The 17116-nt window shown below is 71.9% G+C and carries 12 protein-coding genes; 5 read left to right on the top strand and 7 right to left on the bottom strand.

Features of this window, described 5'->3' with window-relative positions; translation table 11 throughout:
* Positions 1-260: 260 nt before the first annotated feature.
* The 4 genes from ACZ4N5_RS10815 to ACZ4N5_RS10800 all read right to left on the bottom strand — a co-directional run bounded on the left by ACZ4N5_RS10815 (position 261) and on the right by ACZ4N5_RS10800 (position 6329).
* Positions 261-884 carry a GntR family transcriptional regulator gene (locus tag ACZ4N5_RS10815; protein ID WP_467756764.1) on the bottom strand — a complete coding sequence of 208 codons (624 nt, stop codon included), beginning with the start codon at positions 882-884 and terminating at the stop codon, positions 261-263.
* A 259-nt stretch (positions 885-1143) separates the two neighbouring features.
* Positions 1144-2952: a 2-oxoglutarate dehydrogenase, E2 component, dihydrolipoamide succinyltransferase gene (gene sucB, locus ACZ4N5_RS10810; protein WP_467756763.1), complete on the bottom strand. Its 1809-nt coding sequence runs from the start codon at positions 2950-2952 to the stop codon at positions 1144-1146.
* A gap of 146 nt (positions 2953-3098) precedes the next feature.
* Positions 3099-4487, bottom strand: coding sequence for a dihydrolipoyl dehydrogenase (lpdA, locus tag ACZ4N5_RS10805; RefSeq protein WP_467756762.1), 1389 nt, complete (start codon positions 4485-4487; stop codon positions 3099-3101).
* 315 nt (positions 4488-4802) lie between these two features.
* Entirely contained in the window at positions 4803-6329 is a 1527-nt protein-coding gene (locus ACZ4N5_RS10800) for a leucyl aminopeptidase (RefSeq protein WP_467756761.1), read from the bottom strand.
* Between the two features lie 345 nt (positions 6330-6674).
* Between ACZ4N5_RS10800 and ACZ4N5_RS10795 the strand changes: the two genes are divergently transcribed.
* The 4 genes from ACZ4N5_RS10795 (at position 6675) to ACZ4N5_RS10780 (ending at position 12709) form a co-directional block, all read left to right on the top strand.
* The gene (locus ACZ4N5_RS10795) at positions 6675-8705 is read left to right on the top strand and encodes a hypothetical protein (protein ID WP_467756760.1); all 2031 of its coding nucleotides are present in this window, start codon (positions 6675-6677) and stop codon (positions 8703-8705) included.
* Between the two features lie 124 nt (positions 8706-8829).
* Positions 8830-10353, top strand: a complete 1524-nt coding sequence (gene pelF / locus ACZ4N5_RS10790) for a GT4 family glycosyltransferase PelF (RefSeq protein ID WP_467756759.1) — start codon at positions 8830-8832, stop codon at positions 10351-10353.
* Positions 10350-11978: a hypothetical protein gene (locus ACZ4N5_RS10785; protein ID WP_467756758.1), complete on the top strand. Its 1629-nt coding sequence runs from the start codon at positions 10350-10352 to the stop codon at positions 11976-11978. The genes pelF and ACZ4N5_RS10785 overlap by 4 nt, the downstream gene beginning before the upstream one ends.
* Positions 11975-12709 (top strand): spherulation-specific family 4 protein, encoded by a 735-nt coding sequence (locus ACZ4N5_RS10780; protein ID WP_467756757.1) that lies wholly within the window; start codon positions 11975-11977, stop codon positions 12707-12709. Before ACZ4N5_RS10785 ends, ACZ4N5_RS10780 begins: the two co-directional genes overlap by 4 nt.
* A 9-nt stretch (positions 12710-12718) precedes the next feature.
* Here the strand turns inward: ACZ4N5_RS10780 and ACZ4N5_RS10775 are convergent, their stop codons facing one another.
* A complete protein-coding gene (locus ACZ4N5_RS10775; protein WP_467756756.1) occupies positions 12719-13513 on the bottom strand; it encodes an adenosylcobinamide-GDP ribazoletransferase in 795 nt (264 codons plus the stop codon).
* Between the two features lie 60 nt (positions 13514-13573).
* Between ACZ4N5_RS10775 and ACZ4N5_RS10770 the strand changes: the two genes are divergently transcribed.
* On the top strand, positions 13574-14341 hold the full coding sequence (locus ACZ4N5_RS10770; protein ID WP_467756755.1) for a hypothetical protein: 768 nt from the start codon (positions 13574-13576) through the stop codon (positions 14339-14341).
* Here the strand turns inward: ACZ4N5_RS10770 and ACZ4N5_RS10765 are convergent.
* The gene (locus ACZ4N5_RS10765; RefSeq protein WP_467756754.1) at positions 14278-14979 is read right to left on the bottom strand and encodes a hypothetical protein; all 702 of its coding nucleotides are present in this window, start codon (positions 14977-14979) and stop codon (positions 14278-14280) included. The genes ACZ4N5_RS10770 and ACZ4N5_RS10765 overlap by 64 nt on opposite strands.
* 52 nt (positions 14980-15031) lie before the next feature.
* The gene (locus ACZ4N5_RS10760; protein ID WP_467756753.1) at positions 15032-16828 is read right to left on the bottom strand and encodes a phosphatidylglycerol lysyltransferase domain-containing protein; all 1797 of its coding nucleotides are present in this window, start codon (positions 16826-16828) and stop codon (positions 15032-15034) included.
* Positions 16829-17116 lie beyond the last annotated feature (288 nt).

Genomic DNA, 17116 nt, shown 5'->3' with positions numbered 1-17116 from the left:
ATCGGCAAGGGGTGTTCGGGGGTGCCCTTGGTCTATGGCAGGACAGGGCGGCGGGCTCTTGTAGGAGCCCGTCGGTGACTGTAACTCCCTGATCGATGATCGATCAAAGGAATCCAAGGGAAATTCTCTTCAGATCGGAAAGTCGGCACGGGGTGCCTTGAAGCCAGGCACCGGGTGCCTTGAAAATCGACGGTTTTCGCAGGTGGGAGCACGCTTGAGCGCGGGTGTGCTCCCTTGCGCCGGTGCCGTCCGGCCGTCCCTCACGGGCGCGGGGCGCAGCCGAGGACATGGGCCTTCACGAGGTCGGCGATCAGTGGATCGCGCCGCCGGAAGGCGTCCACGAGGGCCTCGTGCTCCTCCGCGTACGACTGCTGCACGGTTCCGAGCCAGCGGATGGACAGGGCCGTGAAGACCTCGATGCCCAGGCCCTCCCAGGTGTGCAGGAGGACGGAGTTCCCGGCCGCCCGGACCAGCTCGCGGTGGAACCCCACGGTGTGCCGCACCTGGCCGGTCCCGTCGGCCAGCCGGTCGGCCTCGTACAGCGCCGCCACATGGGGTTCAAGCGCAGAGCAGTCCTCGGCCAGCCGGTCGGCCGCCAGCTCCGCCGCGATGGCCTCCAGGCCGGCTCGTACGGGGTAGCTCTCCTCCAGGTCGGCGGCCGTCAGATTCCGCACCCGGACGCCCTTGTTCGGCGCCGACTCGATCAGCCGCAGCGACTCCAGCTCGCGCAGCGCCTCCCTGACCGGGGTCTGGCTGACCTCCAGCTCGGTGGCGATCCGTCGCTCCACGATCCGCTCGCCCGGCTTCCAGCGCCCGCTGACGATCCCCTCCACGATGTGCTCGCGGATCTGTTCGCGCAGCGAGTGGACGACGGGCGCGGTCATGAAGGCTCCTTCGGGAGGGCGTTTGACCTTTAGACAATAAGGCCGTGCCCCGGTCGGTGAGGGGTGCATGGCGGCGCTTTCCCGCAGGTGAGACGAGACTTACACGCTGTCAGAGTGTTCCCGGGCGTACGGGCCCGTACCCGGTGATGTCCGGATTCGTGCCTCCGTGTGACCGCGACAACCCGGGCGTCCCGGATACACGGCACCCCCGTCCGGAGCTCCGGACGGGGGTGCCGTGTCAGCGTGCGAGCGGTGCGGGTTACAGGCCGAGCTCGACCTCGAACTCGCCCGCCTCCAGGATCGCCTTGACCGCGGTCAGGTAACGGGCCGCGTCGGCGCCGTCCACCAGACGGTGGTCGTAGGACAGCGTCAGGTACGTCATGTCGCGGACGCCGATGACGGTGCCCTCTTCCGTCTCGATGACGGCCGGACGCTTGACCGTGGCACCGATGCCGAGGATCGCGACCTGGTTCGGCGGCACGATGATCGTGTCGAAGAGCGCGCCGCGCGAGCCGGTGTTGGAGATGGTGAAGGTCGCGCCGGACAGCTCGTCCGGAGTGATCTTGTTCGCCCGGACCTTGCCCGCCAGGTCGGCGGTGGCCTTGGCGATACCGGCGATGTTCAGGTCGCCCGCGCGCTTGATGACCGGGGTCATCAAGCCCTTCTCCGAGTCCACCGCGATACCGACGTTCTCGGTGTCGAAGTAGGTGATCGTGCCCTCGTCCACGTTGATCCGGGCGTTGACGGCCGGGTGGGCCTTCAGCGCCTGGGCCGCCGCCTTCACGAAGAACGGCATCGGGGAGAGCTTGACGCCCTCGCGGGCCGCGAAGGAGTCCTTCGCCTGCGCGCGGAGCCTCATCAGCTTGGTGATGTCGACCTCGACGACCGAGGACAGCTGCGCCTGCTCGTGCAGGGCCTTCACCATGTTGTCGCCGATGACCTTGCGGATGCGGGTCATCTTGACGGTCTGGCCGCGCAGCGGGGAGGCCTCCAGGACCGGCGCCTTCTTGGCGGAGGCGGCCGGAGCGGAGGCGGCCGGTGCCGGAGCGGTGGCCGCGGCCTTCGCGGCCTCGGCGGCCTCCGCGGCGGCGACGACGTCCTGCTTGCGGATACGACCGCCGACGCCGGTGCCCTTGACGGCGGCGAGGTCGACGCCGTTCTCGGCGGCGAGCTTGCGCACCAGCGGGGTCACGTACGCACCGTCGTCACCGGCGGTCGCGGCGGGCGCCGGAGCCGGGGTGACGGGGGCGGGCGCGGCCACCGGCGCGGGGGCCGGAGCGGCGGGCGCGGTCGGCTGGACCGGAGCCGGGGCGGCGGCGGCCGGAGCGGCCGGCGCAGCGGGGGCCGGAGCCGGGGCGGCGGGGGCGGCCGGAGCCGGCGCGGGGGCCGCCGGAGCGGCCGGCGCGGCAGCGGCCGGAGCCGCACCCGGAGCGCCGATGACGGCCAGCTTGGCGCCGACCTCAGCGGTCTCGTCCTCGCCGACGACGATCTCCAGCAGCACGCCGGCGACCGGCGCGGGGATCTCGGTGTCGACCTTGTCCGTGGAGACCTCGAGCAGGGGCTCGTCCTCCGCGACCTCCTCGCCGACCTCCTTCAGCCAGCGGGTGACGGTGCCCTCGGTGACCGACTCGCCCAGCGCGGGCAGCACGACGTCGGTACCGGAGGCGCCACCGGCCGGAGCGGCGGGGGCGGCGGCGGGAGCGGCCGGGGCAGCGGGAGCCGCGGCGACCGGGGCGGGAGCGGCCGGAGCGGCGGCCGGGGCCGGAGCCTCGGCGGCGGCGGGAGCCGGGGCGGCGGCGGCGGGAGCCGGGGCGGCGGCGGGCGCGCCCGTGCCGTCGTCGATGACGGCCAGCTCGGCGCCGACCTCGACGGTCTCGTCCTCGGCGACCTTGATGGACGCCAGGATGCCGGCGGCGGGAGAGGGGATCTCGGTGTCGACCTTGTCCGTCGACACCTCCAGCAGCGGCTCGTCGGCCTCGACGCGCTCGCCCTCGGCCTTCAGCCAGCGAGTGACAGTGCCCTCGGTGACGCTCTCACCGAGTGCCGGAAGGGTTACGGAAACCGGCATGGTTTCTGTTGCTCCTTATTGGGGTCTCCCCCGCTCGACCGGAATCGAGCGCCAGGGGAAGGTGCGGAAGTCTGTGGTCGTCGTCGCGCCCTGCTCGACGCGGTGACTGGGGACAGCCGGCGGCCGACGGATCGGCCGGAGCCGAATCAGTCGTGCGCGTGCAGCGGCTTGCCCGCGAGGGCGAGGTGGGCTTCGCCGAGCGCCTCGTTCTGCGTCGGGTGGGCGTGGATGAGCTGAGCGACCTCGGCGGGCAGCGCTTCCCAGTTGTAGATCAGCTGGGCTTCGCCGACCTGCTCGCCCATGCGGTCGCCGACCATGTGGACGCCGACCACGGCACCGTCCTTCACCTGGACGAGCTTGATCTCGCCCGAGGTGTTGAGGATCTTGCTCTTGCCGTTGCCCGCGAGGCTGTACTTCAGGGCGACGACCTTGTCCGCACCGTAGATCTCCTTGGCCTTGGCCTCGGTGATACCCACGGAGGCGACCTCGGGGTGGCAGTACGTCACGCGCGGGACGCCGTCGTAGTCGATCGGAACGGTCTTCAGACCGGCCAGCCGCTCCGCGACCAGCATGCCCTCGGCGAAGCCGACGTGCGCGAGCTGGAGCGTCGGGACGAGGTCGCCGACGGCGGAGATGGTCGGGACGTTCGTGCGCATGTACTCGTCGACCAGGACGTAGCCGCGGTCCATCGCGACGCCCTGCTCCTCGTAGCCGAGACCGGCCGAGACCGGGCCGCGGCCGACGGCGACGAGCAGGAGCTCGGCTTCGAACTCCTTGCCGTCGGCGAGGGTGACCTTGACACCGTTCTGGGTGTACTCGGCCTTCGAGAAGAAGGTGCCCAGGTTGAACTTGATGCCGCGCTTGCGGAACGCGCGCTCAAGAAGCTTGGAGGAGTTCTCGTCCTCGACCGGGACGAGGTGCTTGAGGCCCTCGATGACCGTGACCTCGGTGCCGAAGGACTTCCACGCCGAGGCGAACTCGACGCCGATGACACCGCCGCCGAGCACGATCGCGGACTGCGGCACGCGGTCCAGGACGAGCGCGTGGTCGGACGAGATGATGCGGTTGCCGTCGATCTCCAGGCCCGGCAGCGACTTCGGCACGGAGCCGGTCGCGAGGAGCACGTGGCGGCCCTGGACGCGCTGCCCGTTCACGTCGACGGAGGTCGGGGAGGACAGACGGCCCTCACCCTCGATGTACGTCACCTTGCGGGACGCGATGAGACCCTGCAGACCCTTGTACAGACCGGAGATGACCCCGTCCTTGTACTTGTGGACGGCGGGTACGTCGATGCCCTCGAAGGTGGCCTTGACGCCGAACTGCTCGCTCTCGCGGGCCTGGTCGGCGATCTCGCCCGCGTGCAGCAGGGCCTTCGTGGGGATGCACCCGCGGTGCAGGCAGGTTCCGCCGACCTTGTCCTTCTCGATCAGGGCGACGTCCAGGCCCAGCTGCGCTCCGCGCAGCGCCGCGGCGTAACCGCCGCTACCGCCGCCGAGGATCACTAGGTCGAAAACGGTGCTGGCGTCGTTCGCCACGTCACGTCCTCCATGCATGTGCGCCGTAACGCCGGGCACCTTTGTCCCTTACGGGTGGTTGACCGGTCGGTCGGCTGGTGTCCGGCCGCTCTTTCAACGGCCCTGTGGTGGGGGCCCTGTCCTGCCGAGAACCCATCTTCGCACTTGTCGAGGGCGAGCGAGACGCCGGGCCGGTGTGTGGGACGTCTGATCCATCACGTCGACGGGGTGCGGAGCCGGGTGAACCTGCGGATTTCGTCGAGGGCGAAACCTCCGTACGGCCATACGAGCGGCCCCGGGCGAGTCAACGCCCGGGGCCGTGCGCCGTACGAAGGCTCAGCCCAGGTCGCCGGCCGCCGTCAGTTCGGCGAGACGGACCAGGGTGCGGACCGCGGAACCGGTGCCGCCCTTGGGGGTGTAGCCGAACGGGCCGGCCTCGTTGAACGCGGGGCCCGCGATGTCCAGGTGCGCCCAGGTGATGCCGTCGCCCACGAACTCGCGCAGGAACAGACCGGCGACCAGGCCGCCGCCCATGCGCTCGCCCATGTTGGCCATGTCCGCGGTGGGGGAGTCCATGCCCTTGCGCAGGTGCTCGGGCAGCGGCATCGGCCAGGACTCCTCGCCGACCTCCTCGGCGGCCTCGACGATCGAGGCGCGGAACGCGTCGTCGTTGGCCATCACGCCGAAGGTGCGGTTGCCCAGCGCCAGCACCATCGCGCCGGTCAGGGTCGCCACGTCGACGATCGCGTCCGGCTTCTCCTCGGACGCCTTCCACAGCGCGTCCGCGAGGACCAGCCGGCCCTCGGCGTCGGTGTTGAGGACCTCGACGGTCTTGCCGCTGTACATGCGCAGCACGTCACCCGGACGGGTGGCGGAGCCGGAGGGCATGTTCTCGGCGAGCGCGAGCCAGCCGGTGACGTTGACCTCCAGGCCGAGGCGCGCGGCGGTGACGACGGCGGCGAAGACCGCGGCGGCGCCGGCCATGTCGCACTTCATCGTCTCGTTGTGCCCGGCGGGCTTCAGCGAGATGCCGCCCGAGTCGTAGGTGATGCCCTTGCCGACGAAGGCGAGGTGCTTGGTCGCCTTGGCGGAGGTGTACGACAGCTTCACCAGGCGGGGACCGGCGACCGCTCCGGCGCCGACGCCGAGGATGCCGCCGTAGCCGCCCTTCGCCAGGGCCTTCTCGTCGAGCACCGTCACCTTGATGCCATGCTCCTTGCCGGCCGCGGTGGCGACGGCGGCGAAGGACTCCGGGTTGAGGTCGTTCGGCGGGGTGTTGACGAGGTCGCGGGCGCGGTTGAGCTCCTCGGTCACGGCGGTGGCGCGCGCGACGGCCGCCTTGTACGCCGCGTCCCGGGGCTTGCCGCCGAGCAGCGCCGCCTCGCCGAGCGGACCCTTGCCGTTCTTGGCCGCGTCGCCCCGGCCGGTCTCCTTGTAGGCGTCGAAGCCGTACGCGCCCAGGCGGGCGCCCTCGGCGACCGCGCCGGCGTCGGCGGCGTCCTGGATCGGCAGCGCGAAGGCGGCCTTCTTGGCGCCGGCGAGCGCGCGGGCGGCGACACCGGCCGCGCGGCGCAGCGCCTCGGCGTCGAAGCCGGCGTCCTCCTCGGGGACCGCTCCCAGGCCGACGGCCACCACGACGGGGGCCTTGAATCCGGACGGTGCGGGCAGCTTGGTCACCTCGCCCTCGGACCCGGAGGCACCGAGGGTCTCCAGGATTCCGGCGAGCCCGCCGTCGTACGCCTTGTCCACGGCCTCGGCGCCCGGTGCGACGACCGGGCCCTTGGGGCCCTTCGCGACACCGACGACGATCGCGTCGGCCCGCAGACCTGACGCTGCGGCGGTGCTGAGAGTGAGAGCAGTCACGGTGGTGAGATCTCCGCTTCCATTGAAGTTCGTGTGGCCGAGAGGGGTGGGTCGACCGGGCCCGACGGCTGACCCTAGATCCGTCCTCGGGGGCGGTCCTTGCCGGGGGCCCCTGACAGGGCGGGCGAGTACCCGGGACGAGCCTACGCTCGGGGTCGGGTTTCGCTCATTTCTACGGACGTTCACCCACAAGTGGCGCCGTGCTGGATTCCCGCCCCTCACTCCTGGTGACCTGAGACACACTCATCGTGTTCCAGTGGGCATGCCGCTCACTGATTTGCACGATTTCCACAGATTCCCCATGGTTTCCACCCGTGGGGGATCTCCGAGGGGGAGGCGCAACACATGGCACAGAGTCTGCATCGGTGGAGAGGGACGGCCGCCGTCCTGGGGGCCGCCGGACTCCTGGCGCTGGGAGTGGGGGCACCCGGCGCATCCGCGGCAGCGACGCCGCGGATCGATCTCAAGGTCCTCGTCGTCGACAACGGCGCGGGCCAGGTCGGGGCGATCACCGCGGAGCTGAAGAACTCCGGTGTCCCGTACACCACCGTCAATCTGGGTGACGCGAGCCGCCCGACCATCAGCGCGACGTTCCTGAGCGACACCGTGAACGGCGTCCCGCGCGCCAAGTACCAGGGCGTCGTCCTGCCGAACGAGGCGCCGTTCGGCCCGGGTTCGGCCGAACAGACCGCACTGGAGACGTACGAAACGACGTTCGGCATCCCCCAGGTGGACGCCTACACCTGGGCACACCCGGAGGTCGGTCTTGACTACACCGACCAGAACGGCGGCTGGGCCGGTGTGCTGGACGGCGCACGCACCCAGATCACCGCGGCGGGCACGGCCGGCCCGTTCCGCTACCTCGACGGACCGCTGACCTTCGAGGACAACGACCCGGCGGTCCAGGAGACCTACGGCTACGCGGCCCACCCGAGGGACGGGTTCACCAGCTACCTGGACGCGCCCACCGGCGGTTCGATGCTCGGGCAGTACGCCCACGACGGGCGCCGCGAACTCGTGGTGACCTTCGCGTACAACCAGTACCAGAAGCAGTTCAAGGTCCTGGCGCGCGGCATCGTCGAATGGCTCACCCAGGGCGTGCACCTCGGACAGAGCAGGAACTACTTCTCCGTCCACGTCGACGACGTCTTCGCGCCCGACGCGCGCTGGGACTCCCAGCTCAACTGCACGCCCGGTGACATCGACTGTGCGGGCAGCAACGGCGAGGACACCACCACGCCGATCCGTATGACCGCGGACGACGCCGCCTACGCCGCCCAGTGGGAGGCCGACCACGGGTTCACGCTCGACATGGTCTTCAACGCGGGCGCGGGGGAGGAGTGGAAGGCCGAGAACGGCGGCACGGACGCCCTCACGGACCGGCTGCTCGCCGACAAGGCCAAGTTCCGCTGGATGAACCACACCTACACGCACCTGTTCCTCGGCTGCGTCCAGGACACCACGACCGTCCCCTGGACCTGCTCGAAGAACGCCGACGGCTCGACGAAGTACGTGAGCCGGGCCGACATCTCCGCGGAGATCTCGAACAACAACAACTGGGCGGCCTCCCACGGCCTTTCCACCGACCGCACCGAGCTGGTGACCGGCGAGCACTCGGGTCTCAGGACGCTGCCCCAGCAGCCCGACGACAACCCGAACCTCGCGCGCGCCCTCTCCGCGAACGGCGTCAGGTGGACCGGGTCCGACAACTCCCGTGAGCCCGAGCAGCGTTCGGTCGGCAACGGCGTGATGACCGTCCCCCGCTACCCGATGAACGTCTACTACAACGCCGGCAAGGCCGAGGAGATGGCCGACGAGTACAACTGGATCTACACCTCGAAGGCCGACGGCGGCAGCGGCCTCTGCGAGAACAACGCGACGTCCACCTGCATGCCGGCCCCGCTGGACACCGCCACCGGCTACGCCGACTACATCGTCCCGCTGGAGGCGCGTACCGCGCTCGGGCACGCCATCGGCAACGACCCGCGCCCGCACTACGTCCACCAGTCCAACCTGGCCGAGGACCGCATCCTGTACCCGGTCCTGGACAAGGTGCTCTCCGACTACCGGGACATCTACGCCGACAACACCCCGCTGCAGAACCCCCGCCAGAGCGCGATCGGCACCGAGCTGCAGCGCCGTACCGCCTGGCAGACGGCCCTGGCGAACGGCAAGGTCACGGCCTACCGCGTCGGCAACACCGTCACCGTCACCGCCCCGTCCGGGACCGAGATCCCGGTGACCGTGCCCGAGGGGACCAGGAAGCAACTCCTGGTCGGCACCACCGTGTTCGGCACGCCGTACGCGGGACAGCGCAATGACTGGACCAAGCCGGAGCTCCTTCAGTCCGCGGTCAAGCTGAACCTGCCCGCGTAAGCACGGCAGTTACGCGGCTCGCGACGCGCACCCCGGTCCGACACCGGCCGGGGTGCGCTCGCGAGCCGTGCGACGGGGGGCCGGGGGGCTCTCCGGAAGAAACAGTCCCAGGGGGGAACCACGCATGATGCGCACCGGCCGTCATGTCACCATGCTCACCGAAGGCACCTATCCACATGTCCACGGCGGGGTCAGCACCTGGTGCGACCAACTGGTCAAGGGCATGCCGGAGGTCGACTTCCACATCGTCTCGCTCACCGGCAGCGGCCGCGAACCCGTGACCTGGGAGCTGCCGACCAACGTCTACCGGCACACCCGCGTACCGACCTGGGGGCCACGGCCCGGCCGCGCGCGGCCACCACTGGGCCGCGCCCTGCGCCGTTTCTCCGAGACCTACGAACGCTTCCTGCTCTCCTTCCTCGACCCGGACTCGGCCGAGGACTTCGGCGACGCCCTGTACGAACTGGCCGGGCTCGCCCGCGACGGACGCCTCTCGGCCGCCCTGCGCGGCGAGTCGGCGCTGCGCTCGCTGATGTGGATCTGGACGATGCCGCATCTGCCGACGGCCGCCGCGCGGCCCACCGTGCACGACGCGCTCACGGCGACCGACCTGCTGGAGCACGCGCTGCGCCCGCTCGGCGTCCGGATCCCCGAGGACTCCGTCGCCCACGCGGTCAGCAGCGGCCTCGCCACGCTGCCCGCCCTCGTCGCACACCACGTGGACGGGGTCCCGTTCCTGCTCACCGAGCACGGCATCTATCTGCGCGAGCGCTATCTCGGCTACCGCGGAGCCGAACAGTGCTGGCCCGTCAAGGCGTTCATGCTCGGCTTCTACCGCGAACTGAACTCCCTGGGCTACCGCGCCGCCGACCTCATCACCCCCTGCAACCAGTACAACCGCCGCTGGGAGGAGCGCGGCGGCGCCGCCGGCGACCGGATCCGCACGGTCTACAACGGCGTCGACCCGCACGCCTTCCCGCACGCCGGGCCCGAACCCGCCGTGCCCACCCTCACCTGGTGCGGCCGGGTCGACCCCATCAAGGACCTGGAGACACTCCTGCGCGCGTACGCCATGGTGCGCGCCGAACTGCCCGAAACCCGGCTGCGGTTGTTCGGTCCCGTGCCGCCCGGCGGAGAGGCGTACCGGACCCGCCTGGAGAAACTCGCCGCCGAACTGGGCGTCACCGACGGGCTGACCTTCGAGGGCCGTATCACCGAGGTGTGGCGCGCCTACGCGGCCGGCCATGTCGTCATGCTGTCCTCCATCTCCGAGGGCTTCCCGTTCTCGATCATCGAGGCGATGTCCTGCGGCCGTACGACGGTCTCCACCGATGTGGGCGGGGTCCGTGAGGCGGTCGGCGACACCGGGATCGTCGTCCCGCCGCGCGAGCCGGAGAAGATGGCCGCCGCCGCCCTCACCCTGCTGCGCGACGACGAACGACGCCTGGACCTCGGCGAGTTGTCCCGCCAGCGGGTCATCGACCGCTTCACGCTGCGCCGCTCGGTCGACGCCTTCAGGACGGTCTACCAGGAACTGGCGGGCCGGCCCGAGGTGTACGAGCCCGCCGTGGAGACGGTCGCCGACTGGACCCTCGAACTGCGCGACCCCTGGTACCAGGCCGTCGCCACGGACGGGGCCGGCTGGTGAGCGGCTCCCTGCGCACGCAGCCCGCGGCCCGCGAGGCCACCCGTCCGCTGGTGCCGGGCCAGCGTCGCTCGACGAGCTGGGCACAGCCCGACCCGATCGACGAACTCGCCGAGAACCTGGGGGAGTTCGTGTCCGCCGCGGTCCACCCCGACGAGGTGGCGGCGCTCCTGGAGTCCGACGGCCTGTCCGACGACCAGATCCGCGAACGGTACGGCGTCACGAACTCCTTCGCCCTGGCGGAGGAGTTGTTCGAGCGGGTCGACCGGGCCCATCCCGAACCGGCGGGCCCGCCCCACGACCCCTGGCGGATCGGTCTCCTCGGCTGCCTCCTGCGGGGCATCGTCTTCGCCCTCCCCGGCCTCGGCTACGTCCTCGCCGCCCCGCTTCTCGCGGGGCCCAAGGGCGCGTTCGGACTCCCGGCCGGGACCGTTCCGATGCTCACCGGTGCGCTGTGCGGCTGGACCTGGAACCAGGGGCTCGCGCACCGCGCGTACACCTGGATGGGAATCGGCGACCGCGCGGCCGCCCGCCGGGCGCTGCTCGTCGGGACCCCGGTCGGTGTCCTGCTCGGCTCCCTGGTGGCCTTCGCGGCGGCGGGTTCGGCCGGCCGGGGCGCCGTCGCCTTCGCCGCCGGGCAGTCGGGCTATCTGGGCGCGGCCACCGTTCTGTTGGTGATGGGCAGGGAACGCACACTGCTCGCCGCCCTGGCGCCCATGACGGCGGGCGCGATCGTCACCGTGTTCCACCCGGTCCCGGACCTGGCGCGCGTGGCCCTGCTGCTCGGCTCGCTGGCGGCCGTCGCCCTGCTCGGGCTGTTCGAAGTGGCGCCTGCCGTGCGGGAGCTGGGGGAGGGAAGCTGGGGTGCTGGGCTTCTCGCGCTGCTGCCGTACCGGAAGGTGCGGGGCGGCACGGAGCCGTCCGGGCGGGCCGGTGAGCCGCGGGCGGCCTCAACAGGCCGGCCGGCCGCCGAGAAGCCCGGGACCGCCCCGGCCCGCCTCGGCCGGGTCGCCGCGCGTCTGCGCGCCCGCCGGTCCGCCCCGCGCCAGCACGCCGGAACCCTTGCGTACGCCCTGTTCGGGCTCGGCAGCGGGGTCCTCGTGCTGTACGCGGCGCTCGGAGACGTCCTGACCGGAGCCCGTACGGCGGTCGCCGCACCGGCCGCGGTCGCGCTGACGCTCAGCATGGGCCCCGCCGAGTGGCTGCTGTTCCGGTTCCGCAGCGGGAGCCTCGCCGGGCTGCGTTCCACCACGTCGGCGAGGAGTTTCCGGCGGGCCACCGCCGGCGCGCTCGTCCGGTGCCTGGCCGGCTACCTCACCGCGCTGCTCGTGCTCGGCCTCGCCATCTCCGCGCTGTGGCCGCACGCGCCCGCGGCGGCGGACGGGATCCGGCTCGGCGGACTGCTCCTGCTGGGCGCGGTCATGTGGACCGGGCTGCTGCTCCAGTCCTTCGGCGCCGTCACCGGCACGGCCACCGTCGTCTGTGCCGCCGCGCTCGCCCAGACAGCGGCGCTGGCGACGCACACCGGCGACTCGCACTGGGTGGGCCTGATCGTGTACGGCGCGGCGGCGGGCGCCCAGAGCGTGCTCGTCTGCGCCCGGCTGGGAAAGGTGACGGCCCACCGGTGAACCCGCCGGACACCGGCGCGCACGGCTCGCCCGCTGCCACCGCCGCGGCCCATGCGCCCAACGCCGCCCGTACGCCCGTCCCTTCGAAGACCCTTCTCGTCCCCTACTACGAACACCCCGCCGTCCGCCCGGCGGAATGGGACGCGCTCGTCGCCGCCGCGCCACGGCTGTACGGCGTGGTGCTGAACCCCGCCAGCGGACCCGGCGACCGCCCCGACCAGGCGTTCGCGGCGGTCGCCGGACGGCTGCGCGCGGCGGACGTCCGGGTGCTCGGGTACGTCGACACGGACTACGGCCGCAGACCCCTCGCGGACGTCCTGCGCGACCTGACCCGGCACCGCGACTGGTACGCCACCGACGGCACCTTCCTCGACCAAGTGGCCGCCACGGAAGGCGGGTTCGGCTATTACCGGCGGCTGGCGACGGCCGTCCGGGGACTCGGCCCCGGCACCCTCGTTCTCAACCACGGCACGGCACCGCACCCTTCGTACGCCGGTATCGCCGACGTCCTCGTCACCTTCGAGGGCACCTGGGCCGGCTACCGGAGGAGGCCCCCGCCGCCCTGGACGGGTGCCGGGGCGAGTCTCTGTCACCTGGTCCACGGGGTACCGGCCGGCGTCGACGTGGCCGCGTCGGCACGGGAACTGGGGGCCGCCCTGTACTGCGCGGTCCCCGGCGTGGGAGACCATCCCTGGGGCACATTGCCGCACGCCCTGGCCCCCACCCCGTGAACGCGGTGGTCAGCCCAGCGAGAGAACCACGAGCGCGGTCGTCGCCGCCGTCTCCGCGAGGCCTCCGAACACATCGCCGGTGATCCCGCCGAAGCGCCGGGTGCAGTGCCGCAGCAGCAGCTCGGCGGCCAGGCAGGAGGCGCCCACCGCCACCGCGGCGCGCACGATGTCGTACGTCCCGACGAGCGCGCCGGCGCCCGCCGCCGCGCCGGCCACGGCCGCTGCCACCAGCAGCGCGCCGCGCAGCGGCACGGTGCCCGCGACCGCCGCCCCCAGACCCTCGGGGCGGGCCGCGGGCACCCCGGTGCGGGCGGCGAGCGTGAGGGCCAGGCGGGCCACGGTCGCCGAGACGACGGCCGCGAGGACGCCCCGGCCCCATGAGGCCTCGTACGCCTGGGCGAGTGCGGCCACCTGGGCGAGCAGGACGAACAGGAGAGTGATCACGCCGAACGGGCCGATGTCCGACTGTTTCATGATCCGCAGCGCGTCCTCGGCGGGCTTGCCGCTGCCCAGCCCGTCCGCGGTGTCGGCGAGGCCGTCGAGGTGCAGGCCGCGGGTGAGCGCGGCCGGTACGGCGGCGGTGGCCACGGCCGCGAGCAGCGGGGCCGCCCCCATGGCCAGCAGCGCCACGCCCACCAGAGCCGCGCCCGCCCCGACCAGCAGACCGGCCAGCGGAGCGCACAGCATGCCGCCGCGCGCCGCGCCGCGGTCCCAGCGGGTCACCTTCACGGGGAGCACGGTGAGGGTGCCGAAGGCGAAGCGGAGGCTGTCGGCGAGGGAGGCCCCGGAGGCGGTCTTGGACATCGGCGCAGGCTACCCGGACGCCCGGAGGGCGGATACAGCGGCGGTGGATAAAGTTCACATATGGGTCATTGGTTCTATCGGAACATCGTCGAGCCCGGGAAGCTCCCGGTGTTGCTGGCGCTGGCCTCGTTCGTCGTGACCTTCGTGGTCACCCGCGTCATCGTGCGGCTCATCCGCGCCGGCAAAGGGCCCTTCGGCAACGTCAAGGCCGGTGATCTGCACATCCACCACGTCGTGCCCGGCGTCGTGCTCACGGTGATCGGCGGCTTCGGCGCGGTGGCCAGCAGCCGGTACGGCTTCGGGGCGTGCGCCAGCGCCGTGCTGTTCGGCATGGGAACAGGCCTGATGCTCGACGAGTTCGCGCTGATCCTGCACCTCGACGACGTCTACTGGACCGAGGCCGGGCGCAAGAGCGTCGAGGTCGTCGTGGTCACGGCGGCCCTCGTCGGCCTGATGCTCAGCGGCTTCTCGCCGTTCGGTGTCAACGACGTCGGCAACCAGGAGGCGCAGGACCGCGCCAGCGTGATCGTGACCATCGCCCTGAACTTCCTCTTCGCACTGCTCTGCCTCAGCAAGGGCAAGGTGCGCATGGCCATTTTCGGGGTGATCGTTCCCTTCATCGCCTTCATCGGCACGATCCGGCTGGCCAAGCCCGGTTCACCGTGGGCCAGGCACTTCTACCGGCGCCGGCCGCGCGCCCGCGCCCGGGCCAGGCTGCGCGCCTACCGGCACGACCGCCGCTGGGCGGGCCCCAGCCGCAGGGTTCAGGAATGGATCGGCGGCAAACCCGACCCCGCGCCCGCCCGCTCCCTGCCCGAACGGCGGTGACGCGCCGCGGAGAGGCAGCACATCACCAGCACCGCGGCGATGGCCGCCAGATGCTCCCTGCCCGCCAGGTTCTCCTTGACGAGCACCTCGGCCACCATGGCCCCGATCACCACCCCGGCCGTCACGTACGCCCGGTAGCGCCAGCCCAGGAACACCGCGAGGCCCACCACGGCCGCCGACGGGCCGGTGTCGACGATCAGCGCGTTCGCCCCGGGCAGCCCCAGCGGACGGTGCGGGCCGAGCGCGATGCCGACGCGCGCGTACAGCGTCCCGGCCAGCGTGGCGACGTACGCGATGACGAGCGTGCGCCACCAGCCCAGGCAGATCTCGGCGATCCCGAAGACGACCAGGATCTGCACGAGCGCTCCCCACACGGGAAGATCCAGCGCCGGTACGAACAAGGAGAGCGGGGTGCGGAGCAGAGCGAGCCACAGGGGGTCCTCGGCCCGGACGGCGCCCGTGTTCTGCACCAGTCGGTAGCCCCAGGACTGGTTCTGGACGAACTGGAGGACGGCCGTCAGGCACACCGCGCCGAGGGACATCGGGACCGCCCGCCACCCGCTCGCCGTCAGGGCCCGGCGCACGGTGGCGTACAGCAGCCCCCACTCGGCGCGGGCCCAGCGGGCGAGTGTGTTCATCCGGTCGTCCCCACGGCTCTCCTCACGTCGGTCCCGGTCGGTCCCGTCCGTCTCATCTGTGCGACTCAAGGTGCTTGCGGTGCAGCCACTTCGGCAGGCCCGGCGCCTCCAGGAACCCCTCGGCGCGCGCGGACGCGACACCGATGCGCAGCAGGTCCGCGCTCTTCTCGAAGAGCAGGAACCGCGGCTCCCAGATGGGCCGGTACTTGGCGTTCGCCCGGTACAGCGACTCGATCTGCCACCAGCGCGAGAAGAAGCTGAGCAGCGAGCGCCACAGCCGCAGTACCGGACCCGCGCCGAGGCGCGCGCCACGTTCGAAGACCGAACGGAACATGGCGAAGTTGAGCGAGACCTGGGTGATCTTGATCTCCTGGGCGCGCCGCAGGAGTTCGATCACCATGAACTCCATCAGCCCGTTCTCCGCGTCGCGGTCGCGCCGCATCAGGTCGAGCGAGAGCCCGCCGGGCCCCCACGGAACGAAGGACAGCACCGCCCTCAACTCACCCTCGGCGTCCGTGCATTCGAGCATCACGCACCGCCCGTCCTCGGGGTCGCCGAGTCGGCCGAGCGCCATGCTGAAGCCGCGCTCGGTCGCGCCGTCGCGCCAGTCGTCCGCGCGCTCCAGCAGATACGCCATCTCGGCGGCCGGGATGTCCTCGTGCCGTCGGATGCGCACCCGGTACCCCGCCCGCTTGACCCGGTTGTAGGCCTGCCGGACGGTGCGCATGGCCCGTCCTTCGAGGGTGAACTCGGCCGTCTCGACGAGGGCTTCGTCGCCCAGCTCCAGGGCGTCGAGTCCATGCCGGGAATAGATGGTGCCCGCCTCCTCGCTCGCGCCCATCACCGCCGGGATCCAGCCGTGCTCCCGGGCCTCGGCGAGCCAGGGCTCGATGGCGCCGGGCCATGCCTCGGGATCGCCGATGGGGTCGCCGCTCGCCAGGGAGACCCCGCCCACCACGCGGTACGCCACCGCCGCCTTGCCGGTGGGCGACCAGACCACGCTCTTCTCCCGGCGCAGCGAGAAATAGCCGAGCGAGTCCCGCTCGCCGTTGCGGTCGAGCAGCGCGCGCAGCCGCTTCTCGTCGTCCTCGGTGAGCGGGTCGACGGCGCGCCGGGAGCGGAAGGCCGCGTAGAGGACGGCGAGCACCAGCAGGGTGCTGAGCACGTTGATGGTGACGTTGACCCAGTTCGGCGTCGCGATCCCCGGGTAGTGGGAGTCGTCGGCGGCGACCGAGACGAGCCGCAGGGTGCCGTAGCGCCAGCGGTCCAGGAACGTCGAACGGTGCGCGTCGTGCGCGTCGTTGGTGACGGTGACCAGCAGCGCGGCGAGCAGTGAGGTGACCAGCAGCCCGCCGACCGCGACGGCCGCGGCGAGCTTCGGGTTCGACCGGTCGCCCTTGGCGTAGAACTCCCGGCGGCCCAGGACCAGGGAGCCGACGAAGGCCGCGGTCAGCGCGAGCGAGACCCAGTTCTGGGCGTACTGGCGGATCTCCGGGAACGCCATCGCGACGCCGAAGAGCAGCAGGAACAGCCCGCTGAGCACGGAGTTGAGGATCCACGCGGCCCGCTTGCGCCGCCGCATCGTGATGGCCAGGAACATCGTGAACACACCGGAGGCGAAGCCGGCGGTCAGCAGATAGGGCGTGAAGTAGTTCTCGGTGTTGTGCCGTCGTACGTCCTGTCCGAGCGACACCCACGCGGCGCTCAGAAAGTTGATGAACGTGACCGCGCGCAGGTACCACACGGCGAAGGCGGCGGACCGCCGAGAGGCAGCCGTGGACCGCCGGTCCCCGTCACTCCGGCGGGCCGACGCCCGTTCCTGGTCAGCGGCAATTCGGGCATCTCCCATAAAGGGCGATGATATGGGGCGTTGCGGCCCCTACGGGGGAGGGGCGGTACGCGTGATGCCCCGCCGCGCGGCGGGTCTTGGCCCTGTCGGCCCGCCCCGGCCGGTGCGCCGGATCGCGTGACGGGCTCGGGCGGTGCCGAGCTCGGGTGTGGACTCGGAACCGGTCCGCTGCTTGTCCCGCTCCGGGGCCGTGGAGTCACTGCCGGGCCTGGGCGGGCCGGGCCCGGTGTCGGCCTCGGGCCGGGTGTCGGTCTCGGGAGTCGGGCCCGGTGTCGGCCTCGGACTCGG

This window comes from Streptomyces sp. NPDC026500 (assembly GCF_055567635.1).
The sequence above is the reverse complement of the archived record's forward strand: the minus strand, read 5'-3'. Positions and strand labels throughout refer to the sequence as shown.

Bases quoted from the DNA above. Each gene is read 5' to 3' on its own strand.
- ACZ4N5_RS10795 (WP_467756760.1), top strand. From the start codon at position 6,675: ATGGCACAGAGTCTGCATCGGTGGAGAGGGACGGCCGCCGTCCTGGGG.
- ACZ4N5_RS10770 (WP_467756755.1), top strand. From the start codon at position 13,574: ATGGGTCATTGGTTCTATCGGAACATCGTCGAGCCCGGGAAGCTCCCG.
- ACZ4N5_RS10765 (WP_467756754.1), bottom strand. From the start codon at position 14,979: ATGAACACACTCGCCCGCTGGGCCCGCGCCGAGTGGGGGCTGCTGTAC.
- sucB (WP_467756763.1), bottom strand. From the start codon at position 2,952: ATGCCGGTTTCCGTAACCCTTCCGGCACTCGGTGAGAGCGTCACCGAG.
- ACZ4N5_RS10775 (WP_467756756.1), bottom strand. From the start codon at position 13,513: ATGTCCAAGACCGCCTCCGGGGCCTCCCTCGCCGACAGCCTCCGCTTC.
- ACZ4N5_RS10760 (WP_467756753.1), bottom strand. From the start codon at position 16,828: ATGGGAGATGCCCGAATTGCCGCTGACCAGGAACGGGCGTCGGCCCGC.
- ACZ4N5_RS10815 (WP_467756764.1), bottom strand. From the start codon at position 884: ATGACCGCGCCCGTCGTCCACTCGCTGCGCGAACAGATCCGCGAGCAC.
- pelF (WP_467756759.1), top strand. From the start codon at position 8,830: ATGATGCGCACCGGCCGTCATGTCACCATGCTCACCGAAGGCACCTAT.